Origin of the sequence: Kitasatospora sp. NPDC059648 (assembly GCF_042734825.1) — a bacterium.
GTDB lineage: Bacteria > Actinomycetota > Actinomycetes > Streptomycetales > Streptomycetaceae > Kitasatospora.
Genome location: NZ_JBHWDU010000021.1, coordinates 45,240 through 60,298, shown reverse-complemented (window position 1 = coordinate 60,298; position 15,059 = coordinate 45,240). Strand labels below are relative to the sequence as shown.

The following is a 15,059-nucleotide window of genomic DNA, read 5'->3' as shown; positions in this document are numbered from 1 at the left end:
CGACCACCCACCCGCCCCGAGCCCGACAACCCACCCGGAGCCCGCATGCACGTGATCGCCACCGCCGGGCACGTCGACCACGGGAAGTCGGCCGTGGTACGGGCGCTCACCGGCATGGAGCCGGACCGGTGGCCCGAGGAGCGGCGCCGGGGGATGACGATCGACCTCGGCTTCGTCTGGACCGCGCTCCCGGGCGCCGGGGACGTCGCCTTCGTCGACGTGCCCGGCCACGAGCGGCTGGTGGCCACCATGCTGGCCGGCGTCGGGCCCGTCCCCGCCGTGCTCTTCGTCGTGGCGGCGGACCAGGGCTGGCAGGCGCAGTCCGAGGAGCACCTCGCCGTGCTCGACGCGCTGCGGGTGGGCCACGGCGTGCTCGCCGTCACCCGCAGCGACCTCGCCGACCCGGCCCCGACCCGGGAGGAGGCGCTCGCCCGGCTGGCCCGCAGCTCGGTGGGCCGGGTGGAGGCCGTGGCCGTCAGCTCGGTGACCGGCGCGGGGCTGCCGGAGCTGCGCCACGCCCTGGTCCGGCTGACCGCCCGGCTGCCCGCCCCCGACCCGGCCGCCGACGTCCGGCTGTGGGTCGACCGCACGTTCACCGTCCGGGGGCACGGCACCGTCGTCACCGGCACGCTCGCGGCCGGCTCGATCGCCGTCGGCGACCGCCTGCTCGCCGTCGGCGGCCTGCGTGGAGACGGACCGGCCGCCGCACGGGCCGCCGAGGGCGAACCACTGCGGGTGCGCGGCCTGGAGAGCCTCAAGCGGCCGCTGACCGAAGCCGTCGCGACCGCGCGGGTGGCGGTCAACGTGCACGGTCCCGCCGCCGCGGCACTGCGTCGCGGCAGCGCCCTGCTGACCCCCGGCCGCTGGCTCACCGCCGACACCGTCGACGTCCTCCTGCGCGGCGACCCGGCCGCCGAGCTGCCGCGCCGGCTCACCCTGCACCTCGGCTCGGCCGCCGTCCCGGCGACCGTCCGCCCGCTCGGCCCGGACACCGCCCGGCTCACCCTGGCCGCGCCGCTCCCGCTGCGGATCGACGACACCGCCCTGCTCCGCGATCCAGGCCTGCACCGCATCGCCGCGGCGGCCACCGTCCTCGACATCCGCCCGCCCGCCTTCACCCGCCGGGGCGCGGCGGCCCGCCGCGCCCACGAACTCGAAGGACGGCGCGGCGCACCCGACCCGGCCGCCGAACTCCGCCGCCGCGGCCTGGTCCGCCGCCCCGAGTTCACCGCGATGGGCCTCACCCCGCCGCAGGAGCCCGTCACCGGGGACTGGCTGTGCGACCCGGGCCACTGGTCGCACCTCCAGCGCCGCCTCCGCGAGGCCGTCGAACGCCACGCGGCCGAGCGGCCGACCGATCCCGGCCTGCCCGTCGAAGCGGCCCGCCGACTGCTCGACCTGCCCGACCGCGCCCTCGTCACCGCCCTGCTGCGGGCTCTGGACGGCCGGCTGGAGCAACGCGACGGACGGCTCTACGGCAGCGTCACCGGCCCCGCCCTGCCGCCCGCCGTCCAGGACGTCCGGGCCCGCCTCGCCGCCCACCCCTTCCGCGCCCCCGAGGCGGACGAGCTCGCGGCCCTCGGCCTGACCCCCAAGCTCCTGGCCGCCGCGGCCGCCGCCGGCGCCCTGCTGCGGCTGCCCGACGGCATCGTGCTGCTCCCGGACGCCGACCGCCGCGCCGCCGCCCGACTCGCCCGCCTGGAACAGCCGTTCACCACCAGCGAGGCCAGGATCGCCCTCGACAGCACCCGCCGGGTGGTCATCCCGCTGCTGGAGCACCTGGACCGGCGCGGCTGGACGGAACGCGTCAACCCCACCCACCGCCGCTGCACCCCGGCGGCCCGTGGCGAAGATGCGGCCCGTGGCGGAGACGGACGGGAATCGAACCCGCCTGCCCGAGATCCTCGGACACCTCGGTTTTGAAGACCGGGAGGGCCACCAGGCACCCACACGCCTCCCCACCACCGCCCCATGCAAGCGGCCCGGCCGCCCCGGATCAACCCGCCACACCGCACCGAGGAGACGCCATGACCGTCGGCACCCCGATCCGCCTCACCGGCTACGCCCACGGCGGCGGCTGCGCCTGCAAGATCCCGCCGGGCGAACTGGAGGCCGCGCTGGCCGGGCTCCTTCCGCCCCAGGACGGCCCCGGCACGGCCGAACTGCTGGTCGGGCCGGAGAGCGGGGACGACGCGGCCGCCGTGCTCCTCCCGGACGGGGACACCGCCGTGATCGCCACCGCCGACTTCTTCACCCCAGTCGTCGACGACCCCTACGACTGGGGCCGGATCGCGGCCGCCAACGCGCTCTCCGACGTCTACGCGATGGGCGGCCGCCCGCTGGTCGCCGTCAACCTGCTCGCCTGGCCGCGCGAGGCGCTGCCCTTCGAACTGGCCCGGGAGGTGATGCGCGGCGGCCTCGCCGTCGCCCGGAAGGCCGGCTGCCACGTCGGCGGCGGCCACAGCATCGACGACCCCGAGCCCAAGTACGGCATGGCCGTCACCGGCATCGCCGACCCGGACCGGCTGCTGCGCAACGACGCCGGCCGGCCCGGCCTGCCGCTGTCGCTCAGCAAGCCGCTCGGCACCGGCGTGCTGAACAACCGGCACAAGGCGACCGGCGAGCGCTTCCCGGAGGCCGTGGAGCTGATGGCCGCGCTGAACCGCGACGCGGCGCGGGCCGCGCTGGACGCCGGGGCGCGCTGCGCCACCGACGTCACCGGCTTCGGGCTGCTCGGCCACCTGTACAAGCTGGCCCGCGCCTCGGGCGTGACGGCCGTGGTCGACGCGGCGGCGGTGCCCTACCTGACCGGGGCCCGGGAGGCCGTGCGGGACGGCTTCGTCAGCGGCGGGACGCGCCGCAACCTCGACTGGGTGGCGCCGCACACCGACTTCGGCCGGGCCGGCGAGGAGGAGCGGCTGCTGCTGGCCGACGCCCAGACCTCCGGCGGGCTGCTGGTCGCGGGCGAGGTCCCGGGCGCACCGGTGATCGGCGAACTCGTACCGCGCGGCGAGCACACCCTCGTCGTGCGCTGACGGTGCGCCGGGCCGGGACGCCTACACGTCGGTGCCGGTCCGGTCGGTGATGCCCGCGCGGCGGCAGTACTCGCGGACCAGCTCCACCGCGGCCGGGCCGCGCGGCCGCCGACCGGGCCGGATGTCGCAGGCGAGCGCCTTGGCCTCCTGGATGTGGGTGTTGGGGTCCAGCGACAGGTGCACCAGCTCGTTCGCCGCGTCGCCGGTGGTGTAGCCGTTCGGGCCCCAGTGGTAGGGCAGCCCGACCTGGTGCAGGGTGCGGCCGGCCACGGTCAGCGGCACCATCCGGTCCGTCACCAGGACCCTCGCCTCTATCACGCCGCGGGCCGTCACCACGATGGCCCAGCCCAGGTGGTCCAGCCCGCGTTCGGCGGCGAGCTGCGGGGAGACCTCGCAGAACATCGCGGGCTGGAGCTCGGCGAGGTAGGGCTGCCAGCGCGTCATGCCGCCCGCCGTGTGGTGCTCGGTGAGCCGGTAGGTGGTGGCCACGTACGGGAAGACCTCCGACCCCGGGGCGGCGCCGCTCGGCTGGTACCGGTTGTCCGGCAGCGAGGGCAGCATGTGGCGTACCGGGTTCCGCTGCTGGCCGTACAGCAGGTTGTCGAACGGGGAGTCCTGGGGCTCGTAGTGGGCGGGCAGCGGGCCGTCGGTCAGCCCGGCCGGGACGAACAGCCAGCCCTTGCCGTCGGCCTGCATGACGAACGCGTCGTCGCCGGCGAGGGCCTCGGCGGCGCGGGCACCGTCCGGGGGGCGGTGGCCGGGGGGCGTCTCGGCGGGGAAGTCCGGGACGTCGTGCCCGGTCCAGCGGGACCGCTCGGCGTCCCACCACACCAGGGCCTTGCGCTCGCTCCACGGCCGGCCGTCCCGGTCGGCCGACGCCCGGTTGTACAGGATGCGGCGGTTCGCGGGCCAGGCCCAGCCCCACTCGGGGGCGACCCAGGTCTGCTCCCGGCCGGGCTTGCGCCGGGCCGCCTGGTTGACGCCGTCCGCGTACACGCCGCAGTAGATCCAGCAGCCGCACTCGGTGGAGCCGTCGTCCTTCAGCTGGGTGTACGAGGAGAGCGGACGGCCCTCGGCGTCCCGGCCGTTGATCTCGGCGAGGACGGCCTCGGCGTCCGGCTCGTCGAGCCTGCCCCTGGTGGGGTAGTCCCAGGTGAGGTCGAGCACCGGGCGGTCCATCTCGTCGGTGGAGGCGGCGAGTTTGCGCCGGATGATCCGGCCCAGGTGGTAGGTGAACCACAGGTCGCTGCGGGCCTCGCCGGCCGGCTCCACGGCGGTGTGGTGCCACTGGAGCATCCGCTGGGTGTTGGTGAAGCTGCCGTCCTTCTCGGTGTGCGCCGCGGCCGGGAGGAAGAAGACCTCGGTGCCGACGTCCTCGGTCCGCAGCTCGCCGGTCTCGATCTCCGGCCCGTCCTTCCACCAGGTGGCGCTCTCGATCAGCGAGAAGTCGCGCACCACCAGCCACTTCAGGGCGGCCATGCCGAGCCGCTGCAGCTTGGTGGCGGCCGAGCCGACCGCCGGGTTCTCGCCGAACAGGAAGTAGCCCTCGCAGGTGCCCTCCCGCTGGGCCAGCACCGTCTCGTAGGTGCTGTGCGAGCCGGTGAGCCGGGGCAGGTAGTCGAAGCAGTAGTCGTTGTCCGCCCGCGCGGCCTCGCCCCAGTACGACTTCAGCAGGCTGACCAGGTAGGAGCGCATCTCGCCCCAGAAGCCCTTGTGGGGGGCCTCCGCCTCGACGAAGCTGTCGAGCGTCTCGTCGGGGTGGGCGTAGGGCATCGGGATGTAGCCCGGCAGGAGGTTGAACAGCGTCGGGATGTCGGTGGAGCCCTGGATGGAGGCGTGCCCGCGCAGGGCCATGATGCCGCCGCCCGGGCGGCCGATGTTGCCGAGCAGCAGCTGCAGCACGGCGGCGGTGCGGATGTACTGGACGCCGACGGTGTGCTGGGTCCAGCCGACCGCGTACGCGAACGCGGTGGTGCGCTCCCGCCCGGAGTTCTCCGTGACCAGCTCGCAGACCTGCCGGAAGAGGTCCTGGGGCACGCCGCAGATCCGCTCCACCAGCTCCGGCGTGTAGCGCGCGTAGTGCCGCTTGAGCACCTGGAAGACGCACCGGGGGTGGCTCAGCGTCTCGTCGCGCCGCGGCTCCTCCTCGCCGATCGCCGCGCCGCCTGAGCCGTGCGCCTCGCCCCGGCCCATCTCGGCCGTGCGCCGCTCGTACTGCTGGTCGCGCATCCCGGAGGCGGCCTGGACGTCGAGGCCCCGGTACTGCCAGGTCTCGCTGTCGTAGGACCGGCCCTCGCGGTCGAGGCCGGAGAACACGCCGTCGAGGTCCTCGGTGTCGCGGAAGTCGTCCCGCAGCAGTACCGGCGCGTTGGTGTACGCCACCACGTACTCGCGGAAGTACTTCTCCTGCTGCAGGACGTGGTTGACGATGCCGCCGAGGAAGGCGATGTCACTGCCCGCGCGCAGCGGCACGTGCAGGTCGGCCAGGGCACTGGTCCTGGTGAAGCGCGGGTCGACGTGGATCAGTTTGGCCCCGCGCGCCTTGGCCTCCATCACCCACTGGAAGCCCACGGGGTGGCACTCGGCCATGTTGGAGCCCTGGACGACGATGCAGTCGGCGTGCTGCAGGTCCTGCTGGAAGGTCGTGGCACCGCCGCGGCCGAACGAGGTCCCCAGACCGGGGACGGTGGAGGAGTGTCAAATACGGGCCTGGTTCTCGATCTGCACCGCGCCGAGCGCGGTGAACAGCTTCTTGATCAGGTAGTTCTCCTCGTTGTCCAGGGTCGCGCCGCCCAGGCTCGCGAAGCCGAGCGTGCGGCGGGTGCGGACCCCGTCGACCTCCCACTGCCACCCGTGCCGCCGGGAGGCGATCACCCGGTCGGCGATCATCTCCATCGCGGTGTCCAGCGGCAGCGGCTCCCACTCGGTGCCGTGCGGGCGGCGGTACAGCACGCGGTACTCGCGGGCCGGGCCGGTGGTCAGCTGGAGGCTGGCCGAACCCTTGGGGCAGAGGCGGCCGCGCGAGACCGGCGAGTCCGGGTCGCCCTCGATCTGGGTGACCCTGCCGTCCTCCACGTAGACGTCCTGGCCGCAACCGACCGCGCAGTACGGGCAGACGGACTTGACCACCCGGTCCGCCGTCCCGGTGCGGGGCGTCAGGTGCTCGCTGCGGGCGCTCTTGGCCGCCGGGCCCCGGCCCAGCGGGTCCGTGCCGGTCAGCTGACGGTAGACCGGCCAGGAGTCGATCCAGGTCCGTACACCCACGGCGGAACCTCCTCGTGCCGGGCGGCGCCGGGAACCCGGGCCGCCGTTCCCATCTTCGTCGCGGCGCGCTCAGTCCGCAGGCCGGGCCGCCAGCCGCTCCCGCTGGGGGAGCACCGTGTACTTCGGGTCCTCGGCGGAGCGGACCCCGCCGAGGAAGATCCCGAACCGCAGGGCGGCCGATCCGGCCAGCAGCGCGGCCCCCGCGGCCGCCGCGACCCGGCGGTCCCGGTGCCCGGCCGCCAGCGCGACCGCCGCCCCGGCCCCGGTCAGCAGCTCCGCCGCCTGCATCAGACGGCCCGCCCGGCCGGTGTGCAACGGCTCGGCGCTCAGGCCCATCCGGCCGGTCATCACGCGGGTGGCTCCGAGTTCGAGCGCGGCGCCGAAGGCGGCGGCGCGCCGGGCCGGGCCGTTCCGCGCGAGGGGTGCGGCCAGCAGGCCGAGGCCCGCCGCGGCCGCCACGGCCGAGCCGCCGAAGGCGAACGGCAGCTCGCGGTGGCCGTCGTGCCAGCTCGGCACGGCGGTGTCGGCGATCAGGACGGCCGTGTAGGTGCAGACGCCCGTGCCCAGCAGGGCGGCGCCGGCCCCGCAGGCCGTGCCGAGCCGCGGCAGTCTGCCGGTCACCGCGCTCGCGGCGGCGGCACCGGCGAGCGGCACGTACCCGGCGAGCAGCCAGGACCCCACGCTCATCGGCGAGGTCGGCTTGACGACGCGCAGCATGTTGACGAAGCGCCCCGGGCGGCCGAGGTCGTGGACCAGCGCCGCCAGCGACAGCCCGATCGCGCCGAAGGCGCCCACCCGCAGGGCGCGTGCCAGCTCCGGGCAGCCGCAGGCCCCGGCACCGGCGGCCAGCGCGGAGCATCCGCCCGCGAGCCCGCCGAGGAACAGGTAGCCGGCGATGTCGAGCGGCTTCCAGACGGGCCGCTTGAGCACCGGCCGGCCGTAGTACGAGTCGAACTCGGCCGGGGGAACCACGGCCCGCTCCCCGCCGCCGCGCCCGCCGCGGGTGTGCTCGGACCGGCTCATCGCGGCCTCCGCAGGCAGCACGCCGCCACTCCGGCGGCGACCGTGACGGCGGCGACGGCGGCCCGGCGCCACATGGCGGGCAGGTCGCGGGTGGTCACCACCGGGTCCGGCGGCAGGCCGTAGACCTCGGGTTCGTCCAGCAGCAGGAAGAACGCGCCGGCGCCGTCCACGCCGTCCTGAGGGTCCGCGCCGTACAGCCGGGCGCCCGGGTCGCCGGACTCCCGGAGCGTCCGGACCCGCTCGGCGGCCCGTTCGCGCAGCTCGTCGAGCGGGCCGAACTGGATCGAGTCGGTGGGACAGGCCTTGGCGCAGGCCGGCTCCTGCCCGGAGCCCAGGCGGTCGTAGCACATCGTGCACTTCCACACCCGGCCGTCGGCGGGCCGCTGGTCGATGACGCCGAACGGGCAGGCGGGCACGCAGTAGCCGCAGCCGTTGCAGACGTCCTCCTGGACGACGACGGTGCCGAACTCGGTGCGGAACAGCGCACCGGTCGGGCAGACGTCGAGGCAGGCGGCACTGGTGCAGTGCTTGCACACGTCGGAGGACATCAGCCAGCGCAGCTCGGTGCGCCCGTCGGGGGCGACGGGCGAGACCGTGCCCGGGGCCCGGCCCGGGTCGTCCAGCCGGGCGGCCGCGGCGAACACGTCGACCCGGCTGTGGTCGGCCGTCGTCCAGTCGCCGCCGGGGGGCCTGGACTGCTCGACGAACGCGACGTGGCGCCAGGAGTCGGCGCCGAGGCCCCGGGTGTTGTCGTACGACATCCCGGTCAGTTCGAGGCCGCGCTCGGGAACGGCGTTCCACTCCTTGCAGGCCACCTCGCAGGCCTTGCACCCGATGCACACCGAGGTGTCGGTGAAGAACCCGACCCTCGGCGGCTGCTCCGATCGCTGCTCCACAGCCGGTCTCCTTCCGTGGAGGTGGAGCGGCCCCGCCGCCCCACCTCCACCCAACCGCTCCGGACCCGCCCCCGCGACCCGGCCACGGCTCGGACGCTCCCCTCGCCGTCGCGGACTTCCCCTCCGGAGTCCGTCCGGACACCGGGCCTTCGCGCGCGTCGGACGCCGGGCCTTCGCGCGCGTCGGCCGTGAACGGCGGTGCGGTCGGACCGGCGGCCCGGTCACAGCGACTGCCCGGCTCAGCCGAGGCCGAAGGCGGTGGGGGCGTGCCCCGCCCAGAGGGTGCGGGAGGTCTGCTCGGAGTAGCGGGCGGTCTCCGAGCGGGTGTCCAGGACCCGGGTGAGCTGCCGCTCCGGCTCGTGGGCGGCCCCCCGGGCTCGCCGGTGGTGACGAACCGGGCCCAGGCCCGGCGGGGCGGCCGGCCCGTGACGGCATGGCAGGCTGGCCGGGTAACGCCGCCCAGCCCGTACGGCGCCCAGCCCGTACGGCGCCAGGCAGTATGACGCCGGACCTCTACCAGGAGCACCCGCATGGACCGACCCGCCGCCCTCCTTCTCGACGCCAACGCCTCCGGGCACCCGGCGGGCATCCTCGACGCCGCCGAGCAGGCCGAACGCCGGGGCATGGACCGGCTGGTGGTCGCCGAGACCGCGTACGACCCGTTCCTCCAGCTCGCCCGGGCCGCCGACCGCACCGAGTCGATCGAGCTGGCCACCGGCATCGCGGTAGCCTTCGCGCGGACCCCGATGACCCTGGCCTACCAGGCGTGGGGGCTGCACGCGGCCTCCGGCGGGCGGGCCGTCATCGGCCTGGGCTCGCAGGTCAAGCCGCACATCGAGAAGCGCTTCGGAATGCCCTGGGACCGCCCGGCCGCCCGGATGCGCGAGTACGTGCACGCGGTGCGGGCGATCTGGCACAGCTGGCAGACCGGTGAACGGCTGCGCTTCCGGGGCGAGTTCTACACCCACACGGTGATGACGCCGGTCTTCTCGCCCGACCCGGTCCCGTCCGGGGTGCCCCGGATCCTGCTGGCCGGCGTCGGTCCGCTGATGACCCGCACCGCCGGGGCGGTGGCCGACGGCTTCCTCGGCCACCCGTTCTCCTCCACCGCCTACCTGGCCGAGCAGGTGCTGCCCGGACTGATGGAGGCGCGCCGGCAGGCGGAGGCGGAGGGCGCCGATTGGACCGGGCGGCCGTTCGAGGTCGTCGGCAACGTGCTCACCGCCGTCGGCCGCACCGAGGAGGAGCTGGCGGCCAACAGGGCCGGGGTGCGGGAACGGCTCGCGTTCTACGCCTCCACCCCGGCGTACCGGCCGGTGCTGGCGCAGCACGGCTGGGAGGACCTCCAGGAGGAGCTGCACACCCACTCGGTGCGCGGGCGCTGGGCGGAGATGACGGCACTGGTCTCCGACGAGGTGTTCGACGCCTTCGCGGTCTCCGGCCCGGTCGAGGAGGCGGCGCGGGAGATCCACCGCCGGTACGCGGGGCTGGTCACCCGGCTGTCCGTCAACCTGCCGGAGAGCGCGGACCAGGCGCTCGGCCTGGACGTGCTGGCGGCGGTGCGCGCGCTGGGCTGAGCGGAACCGGTCCGAAACTCGCCGCGGGTCGGCTCGGGTCGATCGCGTCATGGCCAAGACGAGGCACATTCGGGCAAGCGATCACCGGCGGCCGGCCCTGGCGGCAGGATCACGCTGAGCAGGACGGGCGGGTGCGACCGGACCGGCCGTCCTGGCACGACCTGCGCCCCGTCATGTCCTGGCCACTCGCTGCCGATCGTGGGGGAGCCCGCGTGTCCGTGTCCGACGATCGCACCGTTGACGACGACCGACCCGACGACCCGCACGGGGCCTGGGACTTCGCCGAGGACGACGAACTCGCGGACCTCGACGAGTTCCTGCGCGTCTGCGCCGAACTGACCGGCTTCGACGTCCCCGAACTGCGCGCCACCGGCATGGCCCACGAGCACCACCGCACCACCCTGGCCCACCGCGTCCGTGACGAGCACGCCCTCGTCCACCTCTGGTACGTGGGCACCTGGCCCGGCGAGCCCCCGTCCTCCGCCCGCGCCCACGACCAGGGTCTGGTCTGGCGGACCTTCCGGACCGCCCCGCCCGGCACCGCCGCCCCCGGCCACGGCAACCGGGCCGAGACCCTGCAGGCAGGAGAGCAGCGAAGGGGCGAGCAGCGAAGGGACGAGCAGTGAACGGGAGAGCAGTGCCGCTGCCCGCCCTGCCGGACACCGCCCTCGGCCACCCCGGGGCCCGGGCCTGACCGTTGCTAGCCTGTGCCGACATGGTGCGGAAGACGCCGAAGCACTGCGACACCTCCACGATGCCGGGGACTACAGGCGGCTGGCCGAGCGGACCTCGGACCCGGACGTCCTGCGCCGACTGGCCCGGGGGGGAGTATTCGTTCGTCTGGCACGCGATCGCCCGGAACGCCGCCGCACCCGCCGATCTGCTGGTCCCGCTCGCCGCCCGGCGGCACAGCAGCTGGATCGACAACTGCCTGCTCCGGCTGGTTGCCGCCCATCCCGCCTTGACCGGCGCCGAGTTGGACGGCCTGGTGCCGTTGCTGGCCGCGCGCCTGGAGGAGGGCGAGCGCCCGTACGCGGCGGTGCTGGAGCTGGCCCGACGGCCGGAGCCGGCCGCCGGGCCGCTGCGCCGGCTGGGGCACCTGCCCGGGGCCTCGGCCCGCCTCCGGCGGGGCATCGCCAGGGCGCTGGCGGCGCGGCCGGGCCTCTGAACGGCTCCGGTTCCGGGGTTCAGGCGCTGGGTGCCGGGGGAAGGGCGCGGCGCTCGCGCAGGGTGCGCAGGACCCGGCGGGTGGCGCGGGTGGCGACCGGCGGCAGGAGGTCAAGGGCCAGGCGGCGCGGGGTGGAGCGGACCTGCGCGGGTGACTTGACCTGGTAGTTGAGCCGCAGCACGCGGTGGCCGGCGATGGTGTCCTCGTCGACGGTGTAGTCCTCGGCCCGCCAGTCGCGCTCCAGCAGGGTCCGGCGGGCGGCCCCGGCGTCGCCCCAGGTGCCGTAGAACTTCATCGGGGTGAGCAGCACCGGCCGCAGGCCGCCGGTGAACACCGCCTCCCACACCGCCGCGGATACGCCCGGGGTGTGCTCGGAGCGGTAGTCGTCCAGTGCTACCAGACCGTCCTCGGCGAGGGCGGACCTGGCGACCAGGATGTCCCCGCTGACGTGCTCGTACAGGTGCGAGGCGTCGACGTGGACGAACCGGCAGCTGCCCGCCGGGATCCGGCCGTCGGCCAGCACCGAGGTGGGCGCCTGGACGATCTCGGGCAACTCGCGGTGGAAGGCGAGGTAGTTGGACTCGAAGGCGCTGCGGGTGAGCGTCTTGCGGTAGGACATCGTCATCTCGGCGGCGTTGTCGGCGTCGCCCGCCTCCGAGTCGAACAGGTCGCAGATGGTCAGCCGTTCGCCGGGCTGGAGGTGGTCCCCGAGCAGTACGGCGCTGCGGCCGAGGTAGCTGCCGAGCTCCAGGACGTCCCCGGTGACGCCGGCCGCCGTCTGGGCGGACAGCAGGTGGGAGAAGGCGGCCCGGTCCAGCCCGAAGAACCAGCCGGGGATGTCGTCGCGCTTCTGCGGAGCGGGACGGACGGCGGCGATCGCTTCACTGGGCACGGCTGCCTCCAGGGGACGGGCGGAGCGCGGTGGTGGATCACGCCGCGGAGGGCCGAGGCGCCGTGGTCGTGAGGCCGATCATCATAGCTATGCCAGGGCTGCTCCGGATGCCCCTTCAGGCCGCCGCCGGACCGTCCGCGCCCGTCAGCCCGGTGATCGTCTCCGTCAGCCAGGCCCGCTCGGCGGCGGTGGAGGCCCGGGCGACCAGCAGCATGCCGCGCCGGAAGGGGTTCGGCTCCCGTTCGGCGGTGACCGGGCGGCCGTCCCCGTCGTAGAAGAAGCTGCTCGGCGCCTCCAGGAAGACCAGTCGGCGGCGCAGCACGGCGGCCTGCTGGAGCGGGTCGGCCAGGTGGTGGAGGAAGGCCGCGAGGGTGAAGAAGCGGATCTGGTCGGTGATCTCGGCCTGCTCCGGGTCTGCCAGCCGGCGCAGCAGCTCCGCCCGGCCCTCCCCGGTCAGTTCCAGGGTCTGGCGCGGGGCGGCCCCGGTGCCGGGCTCGGTGCGGCGGTGCAGCAGTCCGGCCTTCTCCAGCCGGGTGATCGCGGGGTAGAGCGCACCGTCGCTGACCGGCCGGACGTGACCGGTCAACCCGGTGATCCGGGACTTGAGTTCGTAGCCGTGCAGCGGCTGGTCGTAGAGGAAGCCGAGGATCGCGAGGGTCAGCACGGTCGAAGCCCTTTCGTCGGAGTGCGCCCGTGGCGCGGCCATGCTACCTCTTGCCGAGGTGCCTCTAATCGATATATATCCATTCGAGGTAAATCAAATCGAGGTGGACGTCCGCCCGGGTGCGGGTGGTGGAACGAGGGGGAAGCGTGCGCGAGCAGCTGTACCGACTGGCCGCCCTGGCCGGACCGGTCTACGTCGAACTGCTGTCCGGGGTGATCGCCATGGTGATCGGCACGTTCTGGGTGGCGAGCCTCGGCGGATCCGCCGTCGCCGCCGTCACCCTGGCCGGCACCGTCGAGAACCTGCTGCTCGGACTCGTCCTGGTGGTGGCCTCCGGCGTCAGCGTCCGGCTCGCCCGGGCCCTCGGCGCCGGCGACCGGGGCGAGGCCGCCCGCGTCACCCGGGCCGCCTGGCGCCTGTGCGCGCTCGGCGGCCTCGCCCTCGCCGCACCCGGCTTCCTGCTCCGGGAGCGCCTGGCGGCCGCCTTCCTCGCCGGCGAGGCCGCCAGCCGGGCGGCCGAGTACTTCACCGTCGCCTTCCCCGCGTTCGTCCTGTTCTTCGCGCAGCGCGTCGCCGACGAACTCTTCAAGGGCGCGGGCGACACCCGCACCCCGATGCGGATCGCCCTGCTCTCCAACGCCCTGCTGCTGGTCCTGGACCCGCTGCTGATCCTCGGCCCCGGCCCGATGCCCGCCCTCGGCGTGACCGGCGCGGCGCTCGCCCTCGGCGCCTCCCGGGCGGTCGCCCTCGCCGTCACCCTGCGGCTGCGGCCCCGGACCGGCGGGGCGGTCCGGGGCACCGGCGCCGCAGCCCTCCGCATCCTGCGGGCCGGGGCTCCCTTCGGCCTGGACTTCACCGCCCGGATGGCCGTCGGCACCGCCCAACTGGCCCTGGTCGCGGGCTTCGGGGTCGCGGCCGTCGCCGGGTACGGCATCGGCTACCGGCTCCTGCTCCTGCTCACCATGGCCTTCTACGCGCTGCGCCAGGCCACCGCCATCCGGGCCGCCCGGCTCACCGGCGCCGGGGCGGTCGCCGAGTTGGGGGCCCTGCACCGCGCCACCGCCCGCCTCTCCCTCGGACTGGGCGCCGGCGCGGCACTGCTGGCGGCCGGCTGCGCCGGCCCGCTGACCGCCCGGTTCACCGAGGATCCGGCGGTGTCCGCCCAGTCCGTCGGCTTCCTGCACCTGACGGCCCTCTACCTCCTCCCGTACGCTCCGGCCGTCGCCCTCGGCGGCTTCCACCAGGCGACCGGCGCCGGGCGGGCGCTGGTGCTGTCGGCGGTGTTCGGGCTCGGCTCCCAACTCGGGTCCGCGGTGGTGCTGTCGGGGGCGCTGGGGGTGGCCGGGGTGTGGTGGGGGCAGGTGGTGGGAGCGGTGGTGCAGTTGGGGCTGCTGACGGCTCTGACGCGTCGTGGGTCCGGTGCCGTCGGCCGTTCAGGAGTCCCTGCCGGTCCGCGGGCACAGGCCGGTGGCGAAGGCTCGCGCGGCCGCCAGGTCGCGGGCGTCCGGGCGCTGCTTGTTGATGCCGCCGACCAGTTTGAAGGGGAGCCAGGTGTCGTGGCCGCGGGCCGTGAAGCTGCCGACCACCTCGAAGCCCTTCGGCTCCAGGAGCCGGGCCAGCGGGCGGGTGAAGGGGCGGAAGCCGGGCTCGGGTAGGCCGCTGGTGGCGAAGACGAAGGCCCGGCGGGGCTGTTGGGCCGGAGGAAGCGCCCGCACGAACTCCCGCAGGCGCGGGTGCAGCCGGCCGGTGAAGACGCCGGAGCCGAAGCCGACCAGGCCGTAGCCGGCGAGGTCGGCCGGGCCCAGCTCCTCGGGCTCGACCACCGGGGCGGCCAGGGGGTGGGCCATGGCCTCGGCGACCCGCCGGGTGTTGCCGTGGGACACCGAGACGCACACGATGACGGCCTTCATGGTGATGCTCCCTTCGCTCCGCGATCGCGGTGGGTGCGGAACATCCGCGCCCACAGGGGCGACCGGGCAGCGCTCGGGAACGTGACATCGGCGCCGGGGCAGGAACCGGGGCAGGGGCGAGGACGGAACAGCACGGGGTGCGCCGGTGCCGGCCTTCTTGCGGTCGGGGCCGCCGACGGCGCGCCGGGCAGAATCGGGGGCATGGACGAAGGCGGCGAGTCGGCCTGCTGGCTGGACCGGGTGTGCCCAGAGTGCGGGCGGCTGCGTGAGCGGCCGGGCCCGGGGCCGTGCGAGAACTGCGGCGCGGACGCGGACGGCGGTGCAGAGGGGGCCGGCGGGGCAGCGGAGCGGGAGCCGGGCCGGGCCGCCGGCTGAACGCCGTGGCCCGACCCGGTGGGGCGGACCCGATCTCGGCCGCTACTGCGGCGGCGGCTCGCGGAACTGGTCCTTCAGCTTGTCCTGGGCCATGTCGGTCTGGCTGCCGTACTTGCCCTCGGTGCGCTCGTCGAAGGCGTCACCCGCCTTGTCGACGCCCTTCTCCGTCTGGTCCTCGTGGCCCTTCAGCAGGTTCTTGAGCTTATCCAGCATGGACATGTGGTCACCCTCCTGGATGGGACGCCCCCGCCCCTC

At 75.2% G+C, this 15,059-nt stretch carries 11 protein-coding genes, 1 tRNA gene and 2 pseudogenes; 6 read left to right on the top strand and 8 right to left on the bottom strand.

The genetic code is table 11. From position 1 onward, the window contains the following. Window positions 1–45: 45 nt before the first annotated feature. Window positions 46–1,809: pseudogene (locus ACFV1W_RS15710) on the top strand (SelB C-terminal domain-containing protein); the annotation flags it as partial. Between the two features lie 53 nt (window positions 1,810–1,862). Here the strand turns inward: ACFV1W_RS15710 and ACFV1W_RS15705 are convergent. Beyond that, window positions 1,863–1,958 (bottom strand) — tRNA-Sec (locus ACFV1W_RS15705). 69 nt (window positions 1,959–2,027) lie between these two features. Between ACFV1W_RS15705 and selD the strand changes: the two genes are divergently transcribed. Further along, a complete protein-coding gene (gene selD / locus ACFV1W_RS15700; protein ID WP_380416801.1) occupies window positions 2,028–3,035 on the top strand; it encodes a selenide, water dikinase SelD in 1,008 nt (335 codons plus the stop codon). Between the two features lie 21 nt (window positions 3,036–3,056). Here selD and fdh read toward each other — a convergent pair whose 3' ends face one another. The 3 genes from fdh to ACFV1W_RS15685 form a co-directional block, all read right to left on the bottom strand. After that, window positions 3,057–6,299, bottom strand: coding sequence for a formate dehydrogenase (fdh, locus tag ACFV1W_RS15695; protein WP_380416799.1), 3,243 nt, complete (start codon window positions 6,297–6,299; stop codon window positions 3,057–3,059). 69 nt (window positions 6,300–6,368) lie between these two features. Then, the gene (gene nrfD, locus ACFV1W_RS15690; RefSeq protein WP_380416797.1) at window positions 6,369–7,322 is read right to left on the bottom strand and encodes an NrfD/PsrC family molybdoenzyme membrane anchor subunit; all 954 of its coding nucleotides are present in this window, start codon (window positions 7,320–7,322) and stop codon (window positions 6,369–6,371) included. Further along, window positions 7,319–8,218, bottom strand: coding sequence for a 4Fe-4S dicluster domain-containing protein (locus tag ACFV1W_RS15685; protein ID WP_380416794.1), 900 nt, complete (start codon window positions 8,216–8,218; stop codon window positions 7,319–7,321). The genes nrfD and ACFV1W_RS15685 overlap by 4 nt, the downstream gene beginning before the upstream one ends. Window positions 8,219–8,748: 530 nt before the next feature. Between ACFV1W_RS15685 and ACFV1W_RS15680 the strand changes: the two genes are divergently transcribed. From ACFV1W_RS15680 to ACFV1W_RS15670, 3 genes are all read left to right on the top strand, one after another. Next, window positions 8,749–9,795, top strand: a complete 1,047-nt coding sequence (locus ACFV1W_RS15680) for a TIGR03617 family F420-dependent LLM class oxidoreductase (protein ID WP_380416792.1) — start codon at window positions 8,749–8,751, stop codon at window positions 9,793–9,795. Window positions 9,796–10,007: 212 nt separating this feature from the next. Next, window positions 10,008–10,421 (top strand): hypothetical protein, encoded by a 414-nt coding sequence (locus ACFV1W_RS15675; RefSeq protein WP_380416790.1) that lies wholly within the window; start codon window positions 10,008–10,010, stop codon window positions 10,419–10,421. Between the two features lie 89 nt (window positions 10,422–10,510). Further along, on the top strand, window positions 10,511–10,963 hold the full coding sequence (locus tag ACFV1W_RS15670) for a hypothetical protein (RefSeq protein ID WP_380416789.1): 453 nt from the start codon (window positions 10,511–10,513) through the stop codon (window positions 10,961–10,963). A gap of 19 nt (window positions 10,964–10,982) precedes the next feature. Here the strand turns inward: ACFV1W_RS15670 and ACFV1W_RS15665 are convergent, their stop codons facing one another. After that, the gene (locus tag ACFV1W_RS15665; protein ID WP_380416788.1) at window positions 10,983–11,855 is read right to left on the bottom strand and encodes a class I SAM-dependent methyltransferase; all 873 of its coding nucleotides are present in this window, start codon (window positions 11,853–11,855) and stop codon (window positions 10,983–10,985) included. Between the two features lie 115 nt (window positions 11,856–11,970). Further along, on the bottom strand, window positions 11,971–12,519 hold the full coding sequence (locus tag ACFV1W_RS15660; RefSeq protein WP_380416890.1) for a PadR family transcriptional regulator: 549 nt from the start codon (window positions 12,517–12,519) through the stop codon (window positions 11,971–11,973). A 119-nt stretch (window positions 12,520–12,638) separates the two neighbouring features. On the opposite strand from ACFV1W_RS15660, the pseudogene ACFV1W_RS15655 reads away from it, so the two are divergent. Continuing rightward, window positions 12,639–13,802: pseudogene (locus ACFV1W_RS15655) on the top strand (MATE family efflux transporter); the annotation flags it as partial. Between the two features lie 150 nt (window positions 13,803–13,952). Here ACFV1W_RS15655 and ACFV1W_RS15650 read toward each other — a convergent pair. Next, window positions 13,953–14,429: a flavodoxin family protein gene (locus tag ACFV1W_RS15650; protein WP_380416785.1), complete on the bottom strand. Its 477-nt coding sequence runs from the start codon at window positions 14,427–14,429 to the stop codon at window positions 13,953–13,955. 417 nt (window positions 14,430–14,846) lie between these two features. Continuing rightward, window positions 14,847–15,023, bottom strand: a complete 177-nt coding sequence (locus ACFV1W_RS15645) for an antitoxin (RefSeq protein WP_380416783.1) — start codon at window positions 15,021–15,023, stop codon at window positions 14,847–14,849. Window positions 15,024–15,059: the final 36 nt, after the last annotated feature.